The following is a 24,667-nucleotide window of genomic DNA, read 5'->3' as shown; positions in this document are numbered from 1 at the left end:
GCATCTAAGCGGGAAACCCCCCTCTAAACAAGCATTCCCTGAAGAGCCGTGGTAGACCACCACGTTGATAGGAGGCGTGTGGAAGCGCAGCAATGCGTGAAGCTTAGCCTTACTAATCGCTCGTCCGGCTTGATCCATCCGCTCCCGCGCAGCGGCAAACCCACACTCAAACAACACAGACAGCACATACCCACACACATCACAAAACCAACCCTGTTACGCGCCGACCTGGTGGTCATAGCGAGGGCCCCCCACCCGATCCCATCCCGAACTCGGCCGTGAAACCCCTCTGCGCCAATGGTACTTTGTCTCAAGACACGGGAGAGTAGGTCGCCGCCAGGTCTGCTCGTAACAGGAACAAAACACTTCACGATATCCAAGATAATAACGCCGGCCCAAAAGGCCGGCGTTGCCGCTTTACCGGTCAATAATGACCGGTCTGACGCGGGGTGGAGCAGCCCGGTAGCTCGTCAGGCTCATAACCTGAAGGCCGCAGGTTCAAATCCTGCCCCCGCATCCAAACCTAAGAGCCTGATCTCAAACAGAGATCAGGCTCTTTTGCTATCTGCGCCAAATGCGCACCAAAACCCCGCAGGTAACATATAGGTAACAACAGAAAGTGAAATTGGGCGTAGGGAGCCCATTGCGCCAGCTGAGAAACTGGGCCGACTCGTTCTTGACCGGTGGTCCACTTGTCGTCGGCCTGCCAAGGGGGGAGTTCGGCCACCGTGTCAATGTGATCTTCCAGGCGCGGCCCAGCACTCGTGGTGGTGATCGAGGAACTGCATGCCTTCGTCGCAGGGTAACGATTGCCGACGGCGGCCGGGCAATGCCGTTGTGACAAACACAGGGTGTCTCCAACGGCTCCAGTTTCCACGCGCCGATGTGCAGATATCACCGCTCTCGAAAGCGGGATCGCGAGCGGGCGCTGCTGTGCGCACCCGCATTCTTTCGCGGTTTGTCTGGCACGTTCTTTGCCTCCTGAAGAAGATCAACGGGGCCTCCCCACAGATCGCGCCTTCTGGACGAAAGGTTTCATCCTCCCATGAGTGAAGCATATATCATCGACGCCTGCAGAACGCCTCGTGGAGTTGGCAAGGCAGGAAAAGGCGCCTTGGCCGATATCCATCCGCAGCGTCTGGCAGCGACGGTGCTGCGGGCCACGGCGGCGCGGAACGGCCTCAATACCGCTGACGTGGATGACATAATCTGGGGTACGTCCACGCAGGTGGGAAAGCAGGGTGGCGATCTCGGCCGCATGGCGGCACTCGATGCTGGCTATGATGTGCGGGCAAGCGGGGTGACGCTGGATCGCTACTGCGGCTCAGGCATCACGGCGGTCAGTTTTGCCGCAGCTCAGATCATGTCCGGTATGGAAGATCTCGTCATTGCCGGCGGAACGGAGATGATGTCGTTCACGCCCTCGACGCGCGATCCGAACGCGCCGACGATGATGGACCGGGGTAACCTTCATCTGCGCGCACTGCATCCACAGTCTCACCAGGGGCTTTGCGCGGACGCCATCGCGACCTTGGAGGGTATCAGCCGCGAAGCTTGCGATGAACTCGCCGTCCTGAGCCAGCAGCGTGCGGACGCCGCCATCAGGGAAGGCCGGTTCGCAAAGAGCCTTGTTCCCGTCTACAAGGATGATGGCTCACTGGCACTGGATCGCGAGGAATATCCTCGTCCTCAGACGACGCTGGCGGGCCTTGCAGGGCTCAAGGCGGCGTTCGAGGCCGTCGCCACGGCGCCGTTGAACGAGGATGGTCTTACCTATGCCGGCCTTATCCATCAGGTTTATCCCGACCTGAAGATCAACCATGTCCACCATGCCGGAAACTCGTCGGGTGTTGTCGATGGCGCGGCAGCCGTCCTCCTGGCTTCACCGGCTTATGCCCGCAAGCATGGCCTGAAGCCGCGTGCGCGCATCGTGGCGACGGCAAATATCGGCGATTGTCCGACCTTGATGCTCAATGCGCCGGTACCCGCCGCGCGCAAGGTTCTGCACAAGGCCGGCTTGACGCTGGAGGACATTGATCTTTTCGAGATCAATGAAGCGTTCGCGACCGTGGCCGAGAAATTCATCAGGGATCTCAGGCTGGATCGGGAGAAGGTGAATGTGAACGGGGGCGCGATGGCTTTGGGACATCCGATCGGTGCGACCGGCGCTATCTTGATCGGAACCATCCTCGATGAGTTGGAGCGCCGCGACCTGAGGCGCGGGCTCGTAACCATGTGCGCGGCCGGGGGCATGGGTCCTGCGATCATCATAGAGCGTATATAAGACGAAGGTCCTTGGCGCTGCGCCCCCAAATGCGCAGCGCTGGGATGGTTGGGTGGTGAAAGACGATGACTGAGAGATTTTCCGGCCTGCAGCTTCGATCGACACTTGATCAATCCGGCACGTTGACGCTCGATTTGGCCTGGACGACGCTCTCTTCTCCTGGTCCCGACGAGGTCGTTGTCCAGGTCGAAGCCACGCCGATCAATCCTTCAGATCTCGCCGTGCTTCTCGGATCGGCGACCGGGCCCGTCAATCTGGACGACCTTCAGCCGGTGGGTTCGGAAAAATGGCCGACGATCGTGGCGAAGGTCCCTGCGACGGCCCTTCCCTCGATGCGCGATCGCATCGGCGTTCCGATCACCCCCGGTGCCGAGGGCGCAGGCGTGGTCGTTTGCGCAGGCACCCATGCACAACACCTGCTCGGCCGGCGCGTCGCCATGCGCGGCGGCGGTATGTATGCGCAGTACCGCATGGTCAATATTCGCGACTGTGTCGCCCTGCCGGATGGAACGTCGGCTGCTGATGGCGCGTCCATGTTCATTAATCCGCTGACCGCACTGGGCTTCCTGGAGACGCTGAAAGCTGAAAGGCATGAGGGGATCGTCCATCTTGCCGCCGCATCAAATCTCGGCCGGATGCTGAACAGAATCTGCCTTGCGGACAGCATCCCGCTCGTAAATGTGGTGCGCAAGGCGGAGCAGGCCAGGATCCTGCGCGATGCCGGAGCCAGATATGTGCTTGATAGCTCGGATCAGCACTTCGAAGAGGGCCTTGTTGAAGCACTGTACGAGACAAAGGCCACCCTTGCTTTCGACCCGATTGGCGGCGGCGCCCAAGCGAGCCAGGTGCTCGCCGCCATGGAAACGGCCGCGTCCCGCGATGTGAAGGGCTATAACCGTTATGGAACAGATGTTTTCAAGCAGTTGTACATCTATGGCACGCTGGACCTCGCACCGACCGTGCTCGATCGCTGGGTCGGGTTCGCATGGTCAATTGGGGGCTGGCTGCTGACCCATCGCCTTCGCCAGCTTGGGCCCGACGGCGAAGCAAAGCTGCTGAAAAGGGTCTCCAGAGAGCTCACAACCACATTCGCGAGCCAATACACCGCCGCGCTCGGCCTGCGGAATGTGCTGCAACCGGACGCGATCCGCGCATATGGTCGCAAAGCAACCGGGGGGAAATATCTGATCACGCCGCAGGGCTGAGAGAGGATCCTTCGATACACTCTGTCGCACTATTCCAGTCAGGCGCCCAACGCCGCATTCAACTCGGCGATCCTGAGCACACCTTCCCGGGTCTGGCCACCAATTTCCAGAAAGCGCGCCATGGTCCGACGGGCCGCTTCGCTGCGAAGCAGTTGCCGGAACAGATAGACCTCCTCGACAAGGCCCTGTGCCTCGGGAAGGGACGCCGCATCGACCGCAGCCTTGGCCAGTCGCACGGCCTGGACCGGGTAGGAGGCAATGCGGCGCGCGAGCGCATCGATGTGCGCGGCCATTTCGGCTTGTGGAAGAGCCCGATTGAGATAGCCCCATCGCGTCGCGGTGTCGGCGTCGAGATCGCCGCCGCCCAGGATCACTTCCAGCGCACGGGATCGGCCAACCAGTTGCGGCATGCACTGCGTGCCGGTGCCGCCCGGCAGGATGCCAAGCGGCACCTCCATCTGGTTGATGATCGTCTTGCCGGTAACGCCGAACCGCATATCGAAATGCATCGCCAGTTCGCTATCGGCCCCGCCGATCCGGCCCTCGATCTGCGCGATGGTGACCTTGTCCATCGTGCGGAACCGCTCGCACATCTGGTGATATGCGCTATCGCCGGGATCGGGCCGTTCGGCCGGCCCGTCTACTGGAAATTCCAGGATCGCCGCGATGTCAAAATGCGCCAGGAAAAAGTCCGGATTTGCGCTTTTCAGGATCAGGACGAGAGCGTCCCTGTCATCGGCCAGCTCCCGTGAGAAGCGGATGAGTTCGGCCATCAGTTCCCGGGTGAGGAGATTGATCGGCGGGTTGTCGATCGTTGCCGTCACGATCCGTCCGGCACTGCTCATTCGGATGAGGCTGTAATCACCATAAGCCATGGAAACTCCCATCACGGCTGTCCGCAAGGTGCCCAGCACCCTCCGGTATTCACCTCATACCGACGGTCGAAATGTTTGACCGTCGGTACGGCGCTAACTGGCGCCGCGCCGCTCGTGCGGCGTAGCCGAGCCCACGGATGTGGGCGCTGGCGATTGAAGGGCTTGAACGAGTGACCATCGGTCACTCGTTCAAGCCGATGGTGTCAGGCGGTATCGAGCGGATCGAGGACGAACACGGTCCGCTCCGCCACCCCGTTGATCGTCGCAAGATAGTCCCGGAAATGCGGCGTCTGGCGATGGGCCGCGAGGGCGACGCCATCTTCGTAAAGTTCGTCAAGGACGAAGCGGCCCGGATCATCCTGATCCTGCCAGATGTCCCAACGCAGATTGCCGCGCTCGGCGCGCGAGGGCGCGGCCATGCCGGTCAGGAGGGCCCGGAGCGCCTCACCATTTCCGGGCCGGGCAACGAGGATTGCCATGATCCTCACGCCAGTCGTCATTGCCTGTGCCTCTCCATCCTGCTCAAACCCTCTCGATCACAACCGCCAGCCCTTGCCCCACGCCAATGCACATCGTGATGAGCGCACGCCTGCCATTGCGTCTCTCCAGGGCCCGGGCGGCCGTCAGGATCAATCGTGCGCCCGACATGCCGAGAGGATGTCCCAATGCGATCGCCCCTCCATGCGGATTGAGGCGATCGCTTCCCGGTTCGACGCCCAGTTCACGCATCGAGGCAATGACTTGCGAGGCGAAGGCTTCATTGAGTTCGATCACATCGAAATCATCGATGCCAAGGCCGAGCCGCTGCATGAGCTTCCGACTGGCCGGCACGGGACCGATGCCCATGATCCGCGGCGCCACGCCGGCTGTCGCCACGCCGAGGAAACGCGCTTTTGGCGCAAGGCCATGCCGCTTCACCGCCGCCTCCGAGGCGATGAACATGGCCGCGGCGCCATCATTGACGCCTGATGCATTGCCTGCCGTGACCGTGCCGCCCTCGCGCACGACCGGCCGAAGCTTGGCGAGCGTCTCGGCTGTCGTGTCGGACCTGGGATGTTCATCTACCGAAATGCGGGTCTCACCCTTCTTCCCAGCGATCACGACCGGTACAATCTCGTCGGCGAAATAGCCCTCGGCCTGGGCCCGCGCCGCACGCTGCTGGCTGATCAGCGCGTACGCATCCTGGTCGTCCCGGCTGACACTGAACTCCCGCGCGACATTCTCGGCGGTTTCCGGCATGGAATCCACGCCATAAGCCGTCCGCATCGCCGGATTGACGAAGCGCCAACCGATCGTCGTGTCTTCAAGCATGGCGGAGCGGGACCAGGCACTGTCCGCTTTTGCCATGACGAACGGCGCTCTGGACATCGACTCAACACCGCCCGCGATGGCCAGGTCCATCTGACCCGACAGGACAGCCCTGGCGGCCGTTCCCACGGCGTCGGCACCGCTGGCGCAAAGGCGATTGACGGTCGACCCCGGGATCGTGGCGGGCAGGCCGGCCAGCAGGGTGGCCATACGTGCGACATTGCGGTTGTCTTCGCCCGCCTGGTTGGCGCAGCCCAGGATGACCTCGTCGATGGCGTCAAGGTCCAGGCCGGGGTTGCGGTCGCACAGCGCCCGGATCGGCATGGCGGCAAGATCATCGGCACGAACCGGTGCCAAGGCGCCGCCGAACCGGCCGATGGGGGTGCGGATCGCGTCGCAAATGAAGGCGCTCGTCACAAATGTCTTCCTTGCTGCATGGTGTTTTGCCCTTCCTCGCACAGCCGTCCATCGGACTGATCATCGCTCAGGCGCCCGGCTCGAAGCCGATCACGGATTTCGTTTCGAGGAACTCGTGAAACGCGGCCTCACCCCATTCGCGCCCGTTGCCCGACATCTTGTAGCCGCCGAAGGGTGCGGTCAGATCGGGGGGCGCACCGTTGAGATGGATCTGTCCCGCCCGGATCTGGCGCATTACTCGGCGGGCATTGTCGAGGCTGCCGCTCTGGACATAGCCGGCAAGCCCGTAGGGCGTGTCATTTGCGATCCTGATCGCCTCGGCTTCATCCGCATACGGCATGATGGCCAGCACCGGCCCGAATATCTCCTCGCGCGCGATCGTCATGTCCGCCGTCACGTCTGCGAACACGGTGGGCCTTACATAATAGCCCTTCTCCAATCCTTCCGGCTTGCCCAGGCCGCCAGCGATCAGCGTGGCCCCCTCGTCGATCCCGGACTTGATCAGCGTCTGGATCTTCGCCCATTGCGCCTGGGAGACAACGGGGCCCATGGTCGCATTGCTGTTGGGCGTGCCGACCAGGACGGTGTCTGTCGCATTCCGGGCGATGTCCTTCACCCGTGCATTGACGGAGGCCGGGACCAGCATGCGTGTCGGCGCGGTACAGGTCTGACCCGAATTGGTCATGACGGCCTTCACGCCGCGCGCCACCGCCTCGTCCATATTGGCATCGGCCAGGATGATATTCGGGGATTTTCCACCCAGTTCCTGGTGGACCCGCTTCACCGTGGGTGCCGCCGCGCGCGCAACCTCAATCCCGGCCCGCGTCGAACCCGTGAAGCTTACAAGGTCGATGTCGGGATGGCGCGATAAGGCGGCGCCAACGGTCGGCCCATCGCCATTGACCAGGTTGAATACGCCGGCGGGGACGCCGGCGGCGTCGAGGATTTCCGTCCATAGCTGCGCTGAGAAAGGGGCGATCTCGGATGGTTTCAACACGATTGTGCATCCTACCGCCAGGGCGGGCACGACCTTGCAGGTGATCTGGTTGATGGGCCAGTTCCACGGGGTGATAAGCGCACAGACGCCGATCGGCTCTCTGGCGATCAGGGTCGTTCCCTTGAGTTCGTCGAACGCGAAATGTTCGAGGACGTTGATCCCAACGGCAATATGCTTGGCACCCAGGGCGGCCTGGGGTCCCCTGGCAAGCCAGGCCGGCGCACCCATCTCCTCGGTGATTGCGGCTGCAATCTCCGCGATGCGTCGCTGGTATTCCGCGGCGATCGCCTTCAGCAAGTCAAGCCGCTCCTGCCGCGAGGTCGAGGAGAAGGACGGGAAGGCGCGCCGCGCGGCGGCGACCGCACGATCGACATCCGCGCTATTCCCCAGGCTGATGGTCCCGGCGATCTGTTCGGTTGCCGGATTGATGACGTCAAGGCTGTCGGTGGAAACAGGATCGACCCACTTGCCGCCGATATAAAACTTCCGATACTCCCGCATCGTGATCTCCAGGTTTGCGTTGGCCGGCGCCTGCCTGTTGCGGCGCGTTGAGCGCGGCTGCGGGCAGGAGCGGCGGCGGAGCCTCCTCATGCGTATTTGAACTCGCCGCCCATCAGGTCGATGGTGGGGATTTGGTCGCGCTCGGCCCAGTAGTCCTGGTTATGCCGCCATTCGGGCTTGTCGCCGCTGCGCGGCAGCTGGTCGACCGCGCGCATGAGATAATTCGGGCTGAAATTGTCCTTCTCGATCCATGGCAACAGCGCCATGTCCCTGTCCTCATCGCGCAGCGCGACGTTGACGCGTTGCGCGCCGATCTCGTCCATGTGGTTCAGAAGCTTGCAGACGAAATCGCCCAGCATGTCGACCCGCAAGGTCCAGCTGGCGCGGAAATAACCCATCACCCAGACAAGGTTGGGCACGCCGGTGAACATCATGCCGCGATAGGTGATGGTGTCGTGCCAATCGACCGGCGTTCCGTCGACGCAGAAGCGGATGCCGCCCATCATGAGCAGGTTGAAGCCTGTGGCAGCGACGATGATGTCCGCGTCGATATCCTCTCTCGACCGAGTCCGGACGCCGCTGCGGGTGAAGGTTTCGATCTCGTCGGTGACGACGGAGAGCTTGCCCGCGACCGCGGCCTTGAAGATGTCACCTTCGGGGCAGAAGGCGAGGCGCTGCTGCCACACGCGATATCGCGGCGTGAAATGGGGTTCGAAAACGAAGTCGGGCTTGCCCGTAAATGTCCGGACACGCTCCTTCAGTTCCTCGAACACGGTATCCGGTTCCGTCAGACAGCGATTGGTCATCACATTCTGGTCGTGGAGGATCTGGGCACGGACCACTCGGTGGATGGTCGGGGCGTCAATCCCGATTTCACGCAGCCTTTCCGCCAGTTCGTTACGGTTCTCACCGCAGAAGAAATAGGTCGGCGACCTTTGCAGCATGGTCACATGGGCCGCGTCCTTGGCGAATTCGGGGATGACCGTCGCCGCCGTGGCGCCCGAGCCGATCACCAGCACCTTCTTGTCCTTGTAATCGATCCTTGGGTCCCATTGCTGGGCATGCACCAGTCTTCCTTCATAGCCGGCGACCCCGGGCCAGTCTGGCAGATAGGGCTTTTCATGATCGTAGTAACCCTGGCACATCCAGAGGAAGTTGCAGGTCAGGACGATGGCCGTGCCGTCCTGTCGGCGCGTCGCTTCCACCGTCCATAGATTTACCGCGCTGTCCCAGGAGCATCGGCTGACGCTGTGACCGTATCGGATGTGGGGTCCGATCCCATTCTCGTCGATCACCTCGCCCAGATAATCCAGGATCTTCTGACCCGAGGCGATCGGATTGCCAAGCCAGGGTTTGAATGCATAGCCGAAGGTGTGAAGATCGGAATCGGACCGCACGCCCGGATATCTGTGCGTATCCCAGGTGCCGCCGAAGGCATCCTTCGCCTCAAGGATGAGATAGCTCTTGCCGGGGCATTGATCCTGGAGATGGTAGGCCGAACCGATACCGGATATCCCTGCGCCGATAATCAACACATCCACATGGTTGGCATCGGCTTCCGCTTCGCCCAGCACCTTCTCCATCGTCGAACCTCTCATTTGCACGGGTGACGCGACGATCCTGTACGGATATGTCACTCGACATCCTACTCAGCAAGCGACATGCCAGTCCCGGTCGCGGTGCGAGAGCTGGCGCAGTGCCGGGAGGCTGCGGCGCGGCCCATGCTCACCCCGGTCTTCCCATGTATGCGGGGCAGTCAGGGGAGGTTTTTCACCTGTCTTCTGGAAAAACAACAGGGCGCGGGGAGCTTAAGGGACCAGGACCGCACGTCCGTGGATGCGCCCATCGCGCAGGCGCTGATACACCTCTGTTGCATGCTCCAGCGGGAAGGACTGGACATCCGCCTTGATCCGACCGGCCTGCGCCAGTGCGATCACTTCCATCAGTTCGGTTCGCGATCCCCAATAGGGAAGGTCGATCTCGCAGCCGTGGGGCTTGTTCACCGTATAGGCGATGGTGCCGCCGCCCATGCCGACAATGCTGATCCGGCTGCCACGCCCAACGATGCCCATGCACAGATCGATGGTCGGCTGGGTGGCGACGAAATCGAAGGCGACCTTGACCGCCCGCCCGCCGGTCAGATCCCGGATATGCGATGCGGCCATCCTGCCGTCCCGCGTGTTGACGACATGGTCGGCACCAAGGTTGCGCGCGTGGGCCAGCTTGCTGTCATCCACATCGCAGGCGATGAGCCTTGCCGGACTGAGCGCACGCAGAATCTGCACCGCCATATGGCCCAGGCCGCCGACGCCGACAATGACGGCAGTCGTGTCCGGTGTCAGCAAGGGCAGGGCGCTCTTGATCGCATGATAGGGCGTCAGGGCCGCGTCGCTCAGGGGAGCGGCCATCACAGGATCAAGAGTGCCCAGCGGCACCAGCAGGCGGGGGGAGGGGACGATCATATAGTCGGCCATGCCGCCATCGGACCCGAGCCCGCCGCCATAGGTGGGGAGGCTGGCATGGTGTTCGCAGTAATTCTCCGCTGATCCCTGGCAGCTATGGCAGGTCCCGCACCCCCATGGGCCGTAGATTGCCACGGGATCCCCCTCGTTCCATCCCGTCACGCCTTGCCCGAGTGCCGCGATCCAGCCGGCATTCTCGTGGCCGAGGGTGAAGGGACGCAATTCCGCCGGCCCGTGATCAAGAATGTGCAGGTCCGAATGGCAGACGCCGGCGCCGCCGATCTTGACCAGGACCTGTCCGGCACCCGGATCGGGTTTCGGCAAATCCACGATCTCGGGCGCACGACCCGGACCCACATACCGCACAGCCTTCATAAGCCCCGTTCCTCCGACCTTGTCCTTGATTTCCCGTTCACGTGTCACCGCCTGGACACTCAGTTCGCCGTCATCCCGCCGTCGATGACAAGTTCGCTGCCGGTCACCCAGGCCGCCTCGTCGGACGCTAGGTAGAGGCAGCCATAGGCAACGTCGGACGGCTGTCCGAAGCGGCCGAGCGGCGTTGCTTCCATGCGCCGCCTGCCGGCATCGCCTTCATGGCCGGTCCGTGCCAGCGGGGTGTCGACGAAGCCCGGATGCACGGAGTTCACGCGGATCCCGTCCCTTGCATATTGAAGGGCCGCCGCTTTCGAGAAAAGCCGGACCGCCCCCTTCGACGCATTATAGGCGGCATTGCCGAACGAGCCGACAATGCCGCAGATCGACGACATGTTGATGATCGAGCCTCCACCCCCCCTGCTCATCGCGGGATGGACCGCTTTCGTACCCAGGAACACGCCAGTCGAATTGATCGCCATCACCTGGTTCCAGGCGTCCAGGGAAAGGCTCGGAAGGCTCATGTCGACCAGGCCGCCGGTTGCAGGATCGACGCCCCGCGCGATCCCGGCGATGTTGCACAATATGTCGATCCGGCCGTGGTCCGCCTCGACGTTGGCGACGAGCGCGCTCCACTGGTCTTCCATCGTGACGTCGAGCCGACGATGTTCCCCAACGCCGCCAGCGGCCACGATCTCGTCCGCCACCGACAGTCCCAGTTCGTCCTGTCGGTCGCACAGCACAATGGTGGCCCCGTGGCGGGCGAAGATGCGCGCGGTTTCCGCGCCGATGCCCGATGCGCCTCCGGTCACGATGGCGACTTTGCCGTGCAGGCGCTTCCCCGTTTCCATGACGATCCTTTCCGATCTGGTCACCGCCTCCGTGGGTGGTGCGATTGTCCGCCCCGCGGGCAAATGTGCGTCGCAACTGTAGCCCGCTCGAACAGTCCTGCTCGCGAGTGCCGCAAAACGGTATTGCGATGATCTGTTGAGCAACAAGGGTGCCAGTCCGTTTGGGGGCGTCCTGTAGGTTCGGGAATGATCATGCAGGTGTTTTGGCATGGCACTTGCCTACGGAGACCTACATCCGAACCGGGATAAGGTGCCGATGCCGGCACGATCTGCGTTGCATCGGCCAAAGCGCGCATGCGCGAAAAAAGGGGAGGATGCGATGGGCATCGAGGCTGCGGGAAAAGCACGCGCCGATGAAGGCATGGTTGGAGGGGCGGTGCACGACGCGGGCGGACCGGTGGCCATTTCCGATGGGCAGGAACGCATCGGCTGGTATCCCTATTATGCGTTGGGCGTCCTGTTGCTGGTCTACATCTTCAATTTTGTGGATCGCCAGATCCTGGCCGTGCTGGCGGAGGACATCAAGGCCGATCTCGGCGTGTCCGACGCGCAGCTGGGATTCCTGTACGGCACGGCCTTTGCGGTCTTCTACGCAACATTCGGCGTCGCCTTCGGACGCCTTGCCGACACCTGGAACCGCACGAAGCTGATCACGCTGGGACTGGGCTTCTGGTCCCTGATGACGACGGCGTCGGGGTTGGCGCGCGGCTTCCTCCCCTTGGCGGCATGCCGGTTCGGCGTGGGGGTCGGAGAGGCAAGTGCATCGCCCGCCGCCTTCTCCCTGCTCTATGATTATTTCCCACCGCGCCTGCGCACGACCGCGCTCGGCATCTATTCGAGCGGCATTTCAATCGGCTCGGGGCTTGGCCTGTTCCTGGGCGGCCTGATCCTGAAGGCATGGGCCGATCATTTTCCTGATCCGGCATTGGCGCCCCTGGGGCTGAGGGGATGGCAGGCTGCCTTCATCGCCGTCGGCGTCCCCGGCATTGTCATGGCGCTCTGGGTATCGACGCTGCGGGAGCCGCCCCGGGGTGGACGCGACGGCATCGTGAGCCGGGATCACCCGCACCCGTTCCGCGAGACCGGGGCCATGCTGGCGGGCATGGTGCCACTGTTCAACTGGCCGGGGCTTCTGCGGGATGGCGGGCGCAAGGCCGTCATGGTCAACCTCGTCGCAGGGCTGGCGATCATCCTGTCCGCTGCGGGGCTCGTGCAGCTGACCCGTGATCTTCCGCAGTGGATCGCAATGGCGATCGGCTTTTACGCGGTTTTCTCCTGGGGGCAGACGCTGGCACTGCGCGATCCCGTCGTCTTCGGCCTTCTGTTCCGCGGCAGGTCGCTGATCCGCATCATCCTGGGCGGCAGCGCGACGGTCTTCATGCTGCCCGCGCTCATGTTCTGGTTCGTGCCGTTCCTGCAGCGCTTCTATGGCGTGAATTCCGGTGAAGCCGGTGCCGTGATGGGTGCGGCCTATGCCGGATTGGGACTGGGCGGTGTCCTGGTGGGTGGCGTGGTGGCGGACCGGCTGCGCAAACGGCTGCCGAAGGGAAAGCTCATCATCTGGCTTGCCGGGATGGGCACATCGCTTCTTGCCGCCTTCATCAGTCTGACGACCCATTATCTGCCGCTTGCCTATGGCGCCATGTTCATCGCGCATTTCGGGGCGAGTGTGGCATATGGTCCCTGGATATCGATGGTGAACGACCTGATGCTGCCGCGCGGCCGTGCGACGGTGTCCGCCTTCGCCTACATGGTGAATACCATGATCGGCATCGCGCTGGGGCCCTACCTGATCGGGCAGGTCAGCGACATGCTGGCGGCATCCGGCATGCAAAGCGGTGAAGCGCTGCGCCAGGCCATGCTGACCGGATTGGCCGTGACGGTAGTGGGCGTCATCGTCGTCCTGACCGTGCTGCGCCACTTTGAAGAGGACGAGGAAAATCTCGTCGACCGCGCGAAGGCGCTGGGCGAAAGCATGTGAGGCGCGCGGCATCCTCAGGCCGGTGCGTTCATGGCGGTCAGTGTCGTCTCAACTTTGTCTCCGGCGCAAACAGCGATGCTCACCGTCAAGATGTTGTTCCCGACCGGTTCCGCCGCCGACCGACGGGCAGTGGCCGTGATCATACGGATAGCCAGCCCGAAATGAGCGACCAGCGCATGACGTCGCCATTGGCACGGCGCTTGCGGTGTGACTGGTGCCCGGCCTCATGGCCGGACGGATAAACGAATAACAAAGTCGGCGCCTTCCAGGAGCGCCGATGTTGAAGCGCGAAGGCGCGAGGGGGAAACCATGGGCAAAGCAATTATCAGGAGTGTGCTGCTGGCCGGCGTCGCCGCAGCGTCGCTCGTCACGATCGAGGCGCGGGCGCAGACAGGCGCCGCCACAGCCGAAATCGGTGAGCCGCCGGTGCTGGAGGAGATCGTGATCACGGCGACGCGCCGGTCGACCAATGTGCAGCGCACCGCCGAAGCAATCTCGGTGATCACGGGCGACAGCCAGCGCGAGAACGGCCAGCAGCGGCTGGATGACCTGCAGGCGCTGGTTCCCAACGTGAACTTCAACGCAACGGCAAACTCGTCCCAGTTGTTCGTTCGGGGTATCGGCAACACGTTCGTCATCGCCGGCGGTGATCCCGGCGTGGCCATCTACCAGGATGGCGCCTATGTCACGGATGCCACGACCTCCAATACCTCAATGTTCGATGTCGACCGGCTTGAAGTGCTGCGGGGGCCGCAGGGCGGGCTTTACGGCCGCAATGCCGTCGGTGGCGCGATCAATATCATCTCGGCAAAGCCGACCGGTACGTTCGAGGCGAAGATCGACGCTCTTCTGGGCGATGATGGCCGACGCGAGAGCGAAGGGTATGTTTCCGGCCCGCTGGGCGTCGCGGGCACCGATTTCCGCCTGTCCTATCAGCTGCGGCGTGCGGATGGCTACACCAGGAACCTGATCGGCAACCAGCCGGGGGCGCCGGATGATCTGGACGACCTCAACACGAAAGCGGTACGCGCCCAGACGCTGACCGATCTTGGCGACGACGCGTCGCTGCGATTGCTGTTCAGCTATGCCGACGAGGATGACAATGGCGCGGCGCTGGGTATCAAGCCCACCCAATTCAGCGCCTTCTACCCCGCTTTTCTCCTGCATGGCGCCAGCCCCACGGCCGATCCGCGCGCGACCTACGCCAATGTCGGATCCTATGACCACAGCGTCTATACCGCATATGCCGATCTGAATGTGCCTGTCGGTGATAACAAGCTGCAAGTGACGGGCAACTACCGCCGCAGCAAGCAGCATTTCATCAATGATTGCGATGGCACGAGTGCCAACTCTTGCACCTTCGATCGGGCCACGCACACTGATGACTATTATGCGGACGCGCATTTCGCTTCGTCGGACGCAGGACGGTTTACCTGGCTGCTGGGCGCCACGTATATCCATGTCGACGCCGACCAGTTCATCGACGTTCAGGCCGAGACGATCATCCCCGGGCTGTTCCTCGACAGCTTTACCGGCGGCCGCCTGAATACCGATGCCTGGGCCATCTATGGAGACGCGCGCTTCAAGCTGAGCGATGTCTGGGCATTGACGGGCCAGCTGCGGTACGGGGAGACGACAAAGGACGCGCTGGAGCGGACCCTGGTGCCCCCCTTCGGCGTGGATGTCGCCAACTTCCCCAACCGCTCGGAGACGAACAGCCTGCCCTTCAGGGTCGGTATCGAAGGGCAGCTGACGCCGGATTTCTTCGTCTATGCCAAATATGGCACGGCTGCGAAGGACGGCGCCATCAATCTCGGCTCCCTCCAGGCGGCGGTCCGGCGGGAAAAGGTCGGCACGGCGGAAATCGGGGCCAAGGCCTGGTTGTTCGACCGGCAGCTGCGGATCAACGGGGCGCTGTTCAACAGCGATTACACTGACCTGCAGATATCCCAGCTCGTGGGTATCACGGTTGCCCTGGCCAACGCGCCGAAGGCGCGGATTAATGGTGCCGAGCTTGAACTGGAGGTGCTGCCCACGGAGAACCTGCACCTCACGCTGAATGCCGGTTACCTGGACGCGGAATTCCGCAAATTCACCAACACACCCACTACGCCCACGGCTTCCGCGACGCCGATCGATCTGCGTGGTTATGCCCTGCCGAACGTGCCGCGCTGGAATGTGAGCGCGGGAGCCAGTTACACGGCCCCGTCCGTCGCAGGCCTCGTACCGAACGTCGGCGTCCAGTATGTATGGCGGGATCGCGTCTATTTCACCGAATTCAACACCAGGGACAATTCGCAAAAGCCGGTGGGATTGCTCAACCTCACCGCTTCGCTGTCGCCCGAAAAAGGGCCGTGGCGGATCTACGCCTATGTCCACAATGTGACCGACGAAACCGTGACGACCGGCACGACCGGATATGCGGGCATCCTGGGTGCAGTGAGGGCTGTCAGCTATGCGCCGCCGCGGCAATTCGGCCTGGGTGCGTCCTGGTCTTTCTGACGAAGCATTGCAAAGAGGAGGCAGGGTGATGGGACAGGCAGGTGAAGGCGATCTTACAGCCGCACTGGACAGGTTTCGCGACCATGCGCGGGCCTGGCTGGCGGATCATTTTCCGGCGGACCTGAAGGGCAAGACCCATCTCCTGGCCGCTCTCGACGGATCGCAGGACGAGACGGGCGATCAGGCCCGCTGGCGCCAGGCCATGGGGGCAAAGGGCTGGGGTACGCCCACCTGGGCCCGGCAATACGGGGGCGGGGGGCTGTCCCCGGCCGAGGCCGGGATACTGCGCGAGGAAATGGCCCGGATCGGCGCCTGGAACCCGATCGGCGGGATGGGCGTGCTGATGCTGGGGCCGACACTCCTTCAATATGGAACGGAAGAGCAGAAGCACCGCCACATCCCGGGCATTGCCAGGGGTGAGGTGCGCTGGTGCCAGGGCTATTCGGAGCCTTCGGCGGGTTCCGACCTCGCCAGTCTCCAGACGTTCGCAGAGGACAAGGGCGACCATTATCTGGTGAACGGGCAGAAGACCTGGACGAGCGCCGGGCAATGGGCACATTGGTGCTTCCTGCTGGTCCGCACCGACAGAAGGCAGAAACATGCCGGCATCAGCTTCCTGCTGGTCGACATGGCCACGGCAGGCATCGAAACGAAGCCCATCCGGCTCATTTCGGGCATCTCCCCCTTCTGCGAGACGTTTCTTACCGATGTCGTCGTGCCCAAGTCCAATCTGGTCGGACGGGAAGGTCAGGGCTGGGAGATCGGTATGCGCCTGCTCCAGTTCGAGCGCAGCTCGATCTCAGGTGATGGCGGACCGACGGCCCATCTGAATGCGGGCGCCAGCGTTCCGGAACTCGCCAAGCGGTATCGCGGCGTCGACGCCGCCGGACGGATCGCCGACGCGGACCTGCGGGCGCGCGTCATCCGCCATGAGATGGACCGGCGGGTCTTCGAACTGACACTGCGCCGGATCAGTGCGGGGGCGGCAGCGGCTGCTGGTCCGTCCAATGTGACGAGCATCACGAAGAATGTCGGTGCCCGTATCACGCTCGGACGGGCGGAACTGAATATCGAGATCATGGGTCTGGCGGGCCTGGGATCTGCCGGGGACGGGTTCAGCGAAGAGGAAATGACCCAGACCTACAACTGGCTGAAGGGCAAGGCCGTCTCCATCTACGGCGGTTCCACCGAGATCCAGAACAATGTGATCGCCAAACGCATCCTCGGGATGATGGACCATCAGTAGGGTCGGCACTGCGCCGTCCGCCGCGCGGTGATACCTGCCCGATCGGGCGCAGAGAGTTCGAATGATGAGGAATGGGTGAGATGGCTGTTCTGAGCGAAGAGCAGATTATGCTGCGCGACATGGCGCGGGAATGGGCGGATCATGAAAGCCCTGTCTCGGCCTTTCGTCGTTTGCGCGATGCTGGGATCGACGGGTTCGATCCGGACAAATGGGCCGCGATCGGTGATATGGGCTGGGCCGGCATCGTCGTTGGCGAAGACCATGGTGGAACCGACTTCGGCTATGTCTCGCTCGGGCTCGTGGTCGAGCAGCTCGGACGCAATCTCGTGGCCACACCGCTGCTGTCCACCGCGCTGGCGGCCACCGCGATCCGCTTGGGCGACGCGGATGCGGCCAAGGACCTTTGGCTACCGCGCCTGGCGAGCGGTGCGGCGGTCGGCGCGCTTGCCATTGCTGAAAGTCCTGTGACCGACACGCCGCCCTTGTCCGTGGTACGCGATGGCAGGTTCCAGGGAGCCAAGACATTCGTCGCTGATGCTGCCGCGGCGGACCTGTTCGTGGTCAGTGCGCAGGATGGACTCTATCTTGTCGAAAAGGGCGCCGGTATCAGCCTGGCCCAACGCAAGCTGGTGGATGGGCGGGACTATGCCGCCTTGCAGTTTGAAGGTGCCAATGCGACGCGGCTGGGCGGGACAGAGCTCACCGCGACGATCATGGATCACGCCGCGGCGTTGACCGCCGCTGAAATGCTGGGAATGGCGCAAAGCGCCTTTGAGCAGACGCTGGCCTATCTCAAGCAGCGCGTCCAGTTCGGCCAGGTCCTCTCGACCTTCCAGGCCCTGCAGCATCGCATGGCCTGGATGTTCACCGAGCTGGAGCTGATGCGCACGGCGGTGGAAGCCGGACTGGAGGCGATTGATGAAGGGCATGGGGATATCGGTCAGGCGGTGAGCCTCGCCAAGGCATTGGCGGGTGACACGCTGAACCTGATCAGCCGCGAGATGATCCAGCTCTTCGGCGGGGTCGGGATGACCGACGAATATGATGCGGGACTTTATCTGAAGCGTGCGGCTGTGCTTGAAGCGGCATGGGGCAATGCAAGCTACCACCGCGACCGGTTCGGTCGCCTCGGTGGCTACTGATCGATATCCGGGGGCTGGTGGAAGATGCCAGCGCCATGGCAGGCAGGTTGCCCCCCTCCGGAGATGGAAAAACTCGTACAAGGGATGAAAATCATGGGCCGTCTTGACGGGAAAGTCGTTCTGATCACCGGCGCCACGGGCGGTCAGGGCTTGGCCGAGGCTCATCTTTTCCTGGCAGAAGGGGCCTCCCTGGTCCTGACCGACCTGCGCATACCGGAACTTGAAGACCTCGCACGCGCTCTCGATGCACCGGAGCGGGTCGCCATTGCCCAGCACGATGTGTCCGACGAAACGCAGTGGGAGCGGAGCATCGCGCTGGCGCAGTCGCGCTTTGGCGGCCTCCATGTGCTGGTCAACAATGCCGGCACGCTCAGCCGCCAGAACATCACCGGCAGCGAGCTGGGGCGCTGGGAGACCACCATCGCGGTGAACCTGACCGGGGCCATGCTGGGCATGAAGCATGCCGCACCCGTGATGCGCCAGTCCGGCGGCGGTTCAATCGTCAACGTCTCGTCGACGGCCGGTCTTGGCGCCCATTACGATGCCGCCTACACCGCGAGCAAATGGGGCCTGCGCGGTCTGACCAAGTCGGCCTCGGCCGAGTTCGCGGAGTGGAATGTCCGGGTGAATTCCATCCACCCGGGCCAGATCGACGATACGAGATTCTTCCGCGACGGCAACAAATCGGGTTTCACGGAGGCCGTGCGCCGCAGCATTCCGTTGCAGCGGTCGGGTACCCCGCTTGAGTGTGCGAAACTGGTGCTTTTCCTGGCCAGTGACGATGCGAACTTCATCACCGGTGCCGAGATCGCCATCGACGGTGGCACGACGGCTGGCGGCCTGCTCTATCTGCGCGGCAAGCTGCGCGAGGCGCTGGTTTCGGGTGCGCTTTCCTAAGGGCGGGCGCGCCCGAAACCGACGGAGACATGGCCGCCGCGTCAGCCACCTATCGTGCGGTCGGTGGGCCAATACCGCCGCCGGAGTTCCCGCTTGTGCACTTTGCCCATGGCGTTGCGACCGATATCCGCGACGAAATCATAGCCGCGCGGGCATTTGAAGCCGGCCAGCCGCTCGCGGCAGAAGCGTGAGAGGGCATCGACGGCGGGCGGCTGCGACAGCTCCCGCGGCACCACCAGCGCGCGGACTTCCTCGCCCATCTCGGCATTAGGTGCGCCCACCACAGAGACGTCCAGGATGTCGGGATGCTGGATGAGGACCTTCTCGATCTCGGCGGGGTAGATGTTGACGCCGCCGCTGATAATCATGTCGGATGCGCGGTCCGTGATGAAGAGATAACCCTCTTCGTCGACGAACCCGATTTCGCCCAACGTGAAAACGCCGGGCTCCAGGTGCGCGGCGCGGGTCTTTTCCGGGTCATTGTGATACACGATGCCGCGCCCCGTCATATCCCGGAAATAGATCCTGCCCTCCTGGTCCGGCCCCAGCTGCTCGCCATTTTCGCCCAGGATCAGGAGTTCGAAGGGCGGAAGCGTGCGGCCGACCGACCCCGGCTTGTGCAGCCATTCTTCAGACGAGATGCGATTGGTGGCGCCGGATTCCGAACCGCCGTAATCCTCGACAAGCACGGGCCCGAACCATGCGATCATCGCTTCCTTCACGTTGCGCGGACAGGCAGAACCCGTATGCGAGACTGCGCGTAGGCTGGACACGTCGTAGCGGGCGCGAACCTCCGGCGGCAGTGCCAGGAGACGTTGGAAATGTGTGGGCACCATGCCTACGCTCTGCACGCGATGCTGTTCGATCGTGCGCAGCACCGTCTCCGCATCGAAGCGCGAAAGCACGATGATGGCGGCACCGCCCGCCATGCTGCGCAGCGAGTTCAGGGGGCCGGAATGATACATCGGCCCGACGATCATCATCGGCGACCGTGATCCCATCGCGTGGTGGCGCGCGGTCAGTGCCTCGAAGAGGCTGGCCACGGTCCCGGTGGCAGGCAGCATGTTGGGCGGCGTCTGCGTGCCCTTGGGCTGGCCCGTGGTGCCGGATGTATAGTGGAGATGGGGGCGCGGCCGCATGTCGTGCGGTGGTTCGGCATCTGCGCTATCGCCCAGCCACGCATCCCAGTCGATCAGGCCCAGTTTCGCGTCCGACCGCCAGGCGACAACGGTCCTGACGCCGGCGAGGGCGGCGGCCTTTCGGCCGACCTCTTCCGTCTCCGGTCCGACGAACAATACCTCTGTCCCGGAATCCTTCAGGATGTAGGCGAGTTCGTCGACCGTCAGGTGAAAGCTTATCGGCACGCTGGAGACGCCAGCCTCAAGCGCGCCGATATAGACCAGAGCATTTTCGACGCTGTTTGGGGCGAACACCGCGGCCCGCCCATCATCCGACAATCCGGCGTGGCGCAGCGCGTTGACTACGCGATTGAGGACGGGATCGAGCGTCTTCCATGTGAAGCGCCGGCGTTCATCGGCAAGCGCCAACGCTTCCGGGCAGGTTTGTGCAAGCCGGCCGGCAGTGAGGGACAAGGCAAACTCCTTTCAGCAACAGGAATTGTGGTTCGCGGGAACGGCCCGCCGGGCCATCCTCCGATCAATCGCTGTCGTCGGGCAGGACCGATGCGGCGGCGCGGTGCGCCAGCCAGAAGGATGGAATGGAAATGACCGCGGCAATCACGCCCAGCATGGCCAGGCCATAGGTGAGGCTGTCGGGATCGCCCGGCCAGAGGTTCGCAAAGAGTGGAACCAGCAAGGCCCCGCCGCTCAACCCGAACACACTCGACGTCAGCACGAACAAGGCGGTCAGCCGTCCGCGCATGCGGCTGGACCCGTAATTCTGGATCGTCAGCGGTGCGACCGTTGATGTCGCGTTCGCCAGCTTGACCACACCGACCCCGACGGCAAATGCGATCGCCGATCCGACAAAGGGTGTCAGGAAAATGACCGGGGACAGCACTACCGCCGAAATCAGCAATGTGACGGGAAGCGGGCTTTTCCAGCCGCGCCGTCCAAGATAGGCGGCAAGCGAGGGCCAGAAGGCCGCCGCCGCGATAGCCCCCGGGATGCCCATCAGGCCGAGCATATAGCCCGCCGACGAGGCTTCGACGCCGTAGGATCTGATCAGGATGGTTGGGGCCCAGCTCGACAGGCCGAAAATGTAGAGCGCCACGGCCGTCACGCCGAGATAGAAGGGGAAGTATAGCGCCCGGTTTTTTGCGAGTTCGGCGAGGAATGCCTTGACGCCGGTTTCCTCCGCCCTGCTTTTCGCGGCGTTTCGGGGCGGCTCCCGCATGGTGACAGCGAGCAGGAGGGCGAAGACCAGCCCCGGCGCGCCCACGAGAAGCAGCGTGATCCTCCAGGGCGCCATGTCGAGAACCGGTGCCAGCAGCTTGGCCGCGGCGAACATCAGTCCGCCCAGTGCGATGGCGCCGGTGCCCATGATGGCAGCGGTCATCGAGTAGACCGCAACGGGAGCCCCTCGCTTCTCCTTGGCAAACAGATCCGCGATCATGGAAATCGCGGCGGGCGTCAGGACCGCTTCGCCAACGGCGACCCCCGCGCGGGTCAGCCCGAGGGTCCAGAATCCGGTCGCGAACGCGGCGGCCATCGTCGATAGGCTCCAGAGCACGACACCCACGACGACAATGGGAATGCGCCTGTTGCGATCGATGAAATGCGCGGCCGGAAGACCGGCGGCGGAGTAGAGGATCGCAAAACCCGCGCCCAGAAGCAGGCCCATCTGTTCGTCGCTGAGCCCGAACTCGGCGATGATGGGCTGGGCGAGCAGCGACAGGATGTACCTGTCCAGCATCGAGTGCGCGTACAGGACTGAAAGGAGTATCGTGAAACTCCAGGCAGTGAACAGATTGGGCCTGGTATCCTGCATGAAGGGTGCTTCCTCGGGGACGGGGTCTGAACGTGTCCCCCGCGCTTGATATTGGCAGGCGCGAGGGACACGGGCGAAATCAGAACTTGTAGCCGACGGTCACGCCGTAGGTGCGCGGCGCGATCGGAAACAGGGTCGCCCGCTGGCCGGTGATGGCGCTGTAATTTTCCAGCGCTTCATTGATCGCCAGCTTGTCGCCGAGGTTCTTGCCCCAGATGGCGAGCTGCCACCGCTCATCCGCATCCTCGAAGGTGAGCCGGGCGTTGACCAGCCCATATCCAGCCTGCGAGAGGAAATTGTCCTCGAAAGCCGAGAAGTAGGTCCGGGTCCGGTAGGAATATTCACCGAGCAGCGTTGCAGTGCCCCAGTCGCCCACGGGGATCGCGTAGGACGCGCCAATATTCGCCGACCATTCCGGCGCATAAGGCAACTGGTTGCCGGATACGGAGAACGACGCTCCGCCCCGTGCCGGATCGATCGCATTCGGCCAGCTTTCGAACTTGGCATCGAGATAGGAGGCGTTGCCATGGATCGACAGACCATCGGTCAGGCGTGCATCGAAATCGACCTCGATACCCTTGATCCGCGCGGTGGCCGCGTTGGCGAGGGCCGCGGTGGAAGCCCCCGTCAGCGGATTGGTCTGGTAGATGGACACCTGCAGGTTCGTGTAATCCATATAGAAGGCGGACAGGTTGGCCGTCAGGCGATTTCCGAACAGGGAGTTCTTCAGGCCGGCTTCGTAGTTGATCACTTTCTCGGGCTGCACGGCCCGGCCTTGCAGCGCGTAACCGTTGAAGGCACCGCCCTTGAAGCCTTTACTGACGGTGGCATAGGCATTCATGGAATCGTTGATTTCGTAGAGCAGCGACACCTTGGGCGAGAAGTCCTTCCAGGTCTCGTCCAGGTTCTCGCTCTGGGACGCGCCTGCGAAGGACTGCGTCTGGAAGATCGACTTCTTTTCATAGCTGAAACGCCCGCCGACCGTCAGAGTCAGCGGGGGCAGAACCGGATAGCTCGCCTCGCCGAATACGGCATAGGCATCGCCTTCAAGGCCCGGGATGATGTTGATCTGCGCGGTGCCACGCTGTGGGAAGGCCAGCGAGCGATATCCATCGGTGTCGAGATGGAAATAGAAGACGCCCGCAACCCATTTGAAATCTTCGCCTGCCGGAGAACTCAACGTCAGTTCCTGGGAAATCTGCTTCAGGCTCTCGACCGTGACGGAGTGGGACAGATCGAGGCTCTGCCCGTCGGTATCGAGGGACGTATCGAGCTTATAGTTCCGGTAGCCGGTGAGCGACTTGAGGTCGACGCCGCCCAGATCGGCCTGGATCGTGGCCGACGTGCCCCAGATCGTGGCGTCCTTGCGGTTGCGATAGTCGAGATTGACGTTCGGGGGCGCCGGGAGAATACCGCCCGAGTTCTCGAACGGCAGCGGATTACCCGTTCGGGCCCGCGTGAAATAGGGAAGGGCGACGGCGTTGTCCCGGTTGAAATCAGCCGCCAGTTCGATCGAGAAGCCCGGATTGGGTTCATAGTGCAGCTTGGCCCGCGCGCCGGCGAAGTCCGATCCGTTATAGGCGTCGCCATTATGGATATTGCGGACGAAGCCGTCATCCTTGCGCGTCTTGACGGCGATCCGGCCCGTCAGCTCATCGCCGGCGATGGGGCCCGCCGCATAACCTTCCGTCTCGACCAAGTTGTAGTTCCCTATGGTCACCGTGCCACCGGCCTTGAACGTGGTGGTCGGCGCCCCGGTGATGACATTGACCGCGCCGCCGGTTGCATTGCGGCCATAAAGGGTACCTTGCGGGCCGCGGAGAACCTCGATGCGCTCGACATCGAAGAAGCCCAGACCGAAGTCGCTGTTGGCCTGAAGGTAGACACCGTCGCGATGGACGGCGACAGAGGGGTTGCCGCCCGGCATGACCTGCTGGCTGCCGATGCCGCGCACTGTGATGCGCTGATAGCCGCCATAGGCCGTCGCGACCTGGACGCCCGCCGCGAGCCGGTCCAGTTGCGTAACATCGAAGACGCCGCTCTGCTCGAGCTGGGCTCCGCCAAAGGCGGCGATGGAGACCGGAATGTCGCGCAGTCGTTCCGCACGGCGCGTCGCCGTAACGATGATCTCTTCAAGCACGAAATCGCTGGTACCTGCGGCCGGGCCGGGTTGTGCGGTGGTTGGTGCAGCCTGGGCAGCGGTGTCCTGGGCACCCGCTTCGCCGGCCAGCGAAACCCCTGCAACGCCTGCCATCAGTGCCAACTTAATCATTTTGCCGTTCATAAGCTCCCCTCCCTGGGTCATCGCCTTGGTCTTGCGCGACTGGAGATCGCGCCCGATCGACGTTTTCCTCCGACCGTGCGGTCGAAGTTCCGTACTCATGGCAAGTCACGTGCCAAGAGATATCAGGGCAGATCAGGTGTGATGGCCCGCCGCGGATAATATCCATGTTTTACAGATGCCAGGAGGATGGAAGGCAAACTTGCCGGACAGCCCGGCGTATGTCGCTGTGTAGTCTGGGAGAGGCGCTGGAGCAGACAGGCTGTCCGTGGCGCCCACATTCCCTTTCGCGGCAAACGGATGGATGCCGCCCCGACCGTCGCGGCCGGGATCGTGGGCGGACACGCTGCCGCACTGAATGAATGTGGCTTCGGGAAAGACAATGCCGAGACGCCGA

Annotated in this window: 17 protein-coding genes, 1 tRNA gene and 2 rRNA genes; 10 read left to right on the top strand and 10 right to left on the bottom strand. The window is 63.2% G+C overall.

The genetic code is table 11. The features are described from left to right. The 5 genes from ACT6Q8_RS22565 to ACT6Q8_RS22545 all read left to right on the top strand — a co-directional run. Nucleotides 1-137, top strand: a 23S ribosomal RNA gene (locus ACT6Q8_RS22565); the annotation flags it as partial. Nucleotides 138-227: 90 nt separating this feature from the next. Continuing rightward, nucleotides 228-342: ribosomal RNA gene (gene rrf / locus ACT6Q8_RS22560) — 5S ribosomal RNA — on the top strand. Between the two features lie 101 nt (nucleotides 343-443). Beyond that, nucleotides 444-520, top strand: a tRNA-Met gene (locus ACT6Q8_RS22555). 525 nt (nucleotides 521-1,045) lie between these two features. Then, a complete protein-coding gene (locus tag ACT6Q8_RS22550) occupies nucleotides 1,046-2,284 on the top strand; it encodes an acetyl-CoA C-acetyltransferase (protein WP_444734640.1) in 1,239 nt (412 codons plus the stop codon). Nucleotides 2,285-2,349: 65 nt separating this feature from the next. Next, nucleotides 2,350-3,489, top strand: a complete 1,140-nt coding sequence (locus ACT6Q8_RS22545) for an alcohol dehydrogenase catalytic domain-containing protein (RefSeq protein ID WP_444734641.1) — start codon at nucleotides 2,350-2,352, stop codon at nucleotides 3,487-3,489. A gap of 38 nt (nucleotides 3,490-3,527) precedes the next feature. On the opposite strand, the gene ACT6Q8_RS22540 is transcribed toward ACT6Q8_RS22545, so the two are convergent. From ACT6Q8_RS22540 to ACT6Q8_RS22510, 7 genes are all read right to left on the bottom strand, one after another. After that, a complete protein-coding gene (locus ACT6Q8_RS22540; RefSeq protein ID WP_444734642.1) occupies nucleotides 3,528-4,364 on the bottom strand; it encodes an enoyl-CoA hydratase/isomerase family protein in 837 nt (278 codons plus the stop codon). A 203-nt stretch (nucleotides 4,365-4,567) separates the two neighbouring features. Beyond that, nucleotides 4,568-4,843 (bottom strand): putative quinol monooxygenase, encoded by a 276-nt coding sequence (locus tag ACT6Q8_RS22535; RefSeq protein WP_444734643.1) that lies wholly within the window; start codon nucleotides 4,841-4,843, stop codon nucleotides 4,568-4,570. 43 nt (nucleotides 4,844-4,886) lie between these two features. Next, the gene (gene pcaF, locus ACT6Q8_RS22530) at nucleotides 4,887-6,089 is read right to left on the bottom strand and encodes a 3-oxoadipyl-CoA thiolase (protein WP_444734644.1); all 1,203 of its coding nucleotides are present in this window, start codon (nucleotides 6,087-6,089) and stop codon (nucleotides 4,887-4,889) included. Between the two features lie 67 nt (nucleotides 6,090-6,156). Beyond that, nucleotides 6,157-7,587 (bottom strand): aldehyde dehydrogenase family protein, encoded by a 1,431-nt coding sequence (locus ACT6Q8_RS22525; RefSeq protein WP_444734645.1) that lies wholly within the window; start codon nucleotides 7,585-7,587, stop codon nucleotides 6,157-6,159. An 86-nt stretch (nucleotides 7,588-7,673) separates the two neighbouring features. Then, nucleotides 7,674-9,170: a flavin-containing monooxygenase gene (locus ACT6Q8_RS22520; RefSeq protein WP_444734646.1), complete on the bottom strand. Its 1,497-nt coding sequence runs from the start codon at nucleotides 9,168-9,170 to the stop codon at nucleotides 7,674-7,676. Between the two features lie 225 nt (nucleotides 9,171-9,395). Continuing rightward, nucleotides 9,396-10,424, bottom strand: coding sequence for an NAD(P)-dependent alcohol dehydrogenase (locus ACT6Q8_RS22515; protein WP_444734647.1), 1,029 nt, complete (start codon nucleotides 10,422-10,424; stop codon nucleotides 9,396-9,398). Nucleotides 10,425-10,483: 59 nt separating this feature from the next. Beyond that, on the bottom strand, nucleotides 10,484-11,272 hold the full coding sequence (locus tag ACT6Q8_RS22510) for an SDR family NAD(P)-dependent oxidoreductase (protein WP_444734648.1): 789 nt from the start codon (nucleotides 11,270-11,272) through the stop codon (nucleotides 10,484-10,486). Nucleotides 11,273-11,591: 319 nt separating this feature from the next. Here ACT6Q8_RS22510 and ACT6Q8_RS22505 point away from each other — a divergent pair, with 319 nt between their 5' ends. The 5 genes from ACT6Q8_RS22505 (at nucleotide 11,592) to ACT6Q8_RS22485 (ending at nucleotide 19,040) form a co-directional block, all read left to right on the top strand. Then, a complete protein-coding gene (locus tag ACT6Q8_RS22505; RefSeq protein WP_444739426.1) occupies nucleotides 11,592-13,253 on the top strand; it encodes a spinster family MFS transporter in 1,662 nt (553 codons plus the stop codon). 309 nt (nucleotides 13,254-13,562) lie between these two features. Beyond that, a complete protein-coding gene (locus tag ACT6Q8_RS22500; RefSeq protein ID WP_444734650.1) occupies nucleotides 13,563-15,755 on the top strand; it encodes a TonB-dependent receptor in 2,193 nt (730 codons plus the stop codon). A 28-nt stretch (nucleotides 15,756-15,783) separates the two neighbouring features. Beyond that, entirely contained in the window at nucleotides 15,784-17,001 is a 1,218-nt protein-coding gene (locus tag ACT6Q8_RS22495) for an acyl-CoA dehydrogenase family protein (RefSeq protein ID WP_444734651.1), read from the top strand. An 80-nt stretch (nucleotides 17,002-17,081) separates the two neighbouring features. Continuing rightward, nucleotides 17,082-18,143: an acyl-CoA dehydrogenase family protein gene (locus ACT6Q8_RS22490; protein ID WP_444734652.1), complete on the top strand. Its 1,062-nt coding sequence runs from the start codon at nucleotides 17,082-17,084 to the stop codon at nucleotides 18,141-18,143. Between the two features lie 93 nt (nucleotides 18,144-18,236). After that, entirely contained in the window at nucleotides 18,237-19,040 is an 804-nt protein-coding gene (locus tag ACT6Q8_RS22485) for an SDR family NAD(P)-dependent oxidoreductase (protein ID WP_444734653.1), read from the top strand. Between the two features lie 41 nt (nucleotides 19,041-19,081). Here ACT6Q8_RS22485 and ACT6Q8_RS22480 read toward each other — a convergent pair whose 3' ends face one another. The 3 genes from ACT6Q8_RS22480 to ACT6Q8_RS22470 all read right to left on the bottom strand — a co-directional run bounded on the left by ACT6Q8_RS22480 (nucleotide 19,082) and on the right by ACT6Q8_RS22470 (nucleotide 24,372). Then, the gene (locus ACT6Q8_RS22480) at nucleotides 19,082-20,632 is read right to left on the bottom strand and encodes an AMP-binding protein (RefSeq protein ID WP_444734654.1); all 1,551 of its coding nucleotides are present in this window, start codon (nucleotides 20,630-20,632) and stop codon (nucleotides 19,082-19,084) included. 64 nt (nucleotides 20,633-20,696) lie between these two features. After that, complete coding sequence (locus tag ACT6Q8_RS22475; RefSeq protein WP_444734655.1) at nucleotides 20,697-21,989, bottom strand: MFS transporter; 1,293 nt, start codon at nucleotides 21,987-21,989, stop codon at nucleotides 20,697-20,699. 79 nt (nucleotides 21,990-22,068) lie between these two features. After that, nucleotides 22,069-24,372 (bottom strand): TonB-dependent receptor, encoded by a 2,304-nt coding sequence (locus ACT6Q8_RS22470; protein WP_444739425.1) that lies wholly within the window; start codon nucleotides 24,370-24,372, stop codon nucleotides 22,069-22,071. Nucleotides 24,373-24,667 lie beyond the last annotated feature (295 nt).

It is taken from the genome of Niveispirillum sp. (genome assembly GCF_052437035.1).
GTDB lineage: Bacteria > Pseudomonadota > Alphaproteobacteria > Azospirillales > Azospirillaceae > Niveispirillum.
The sequence above is the reverse complement of the archived record's forward strand: the minus strand, read 5'-3'. Positions and strand labels throughout refer to the sequence as shown.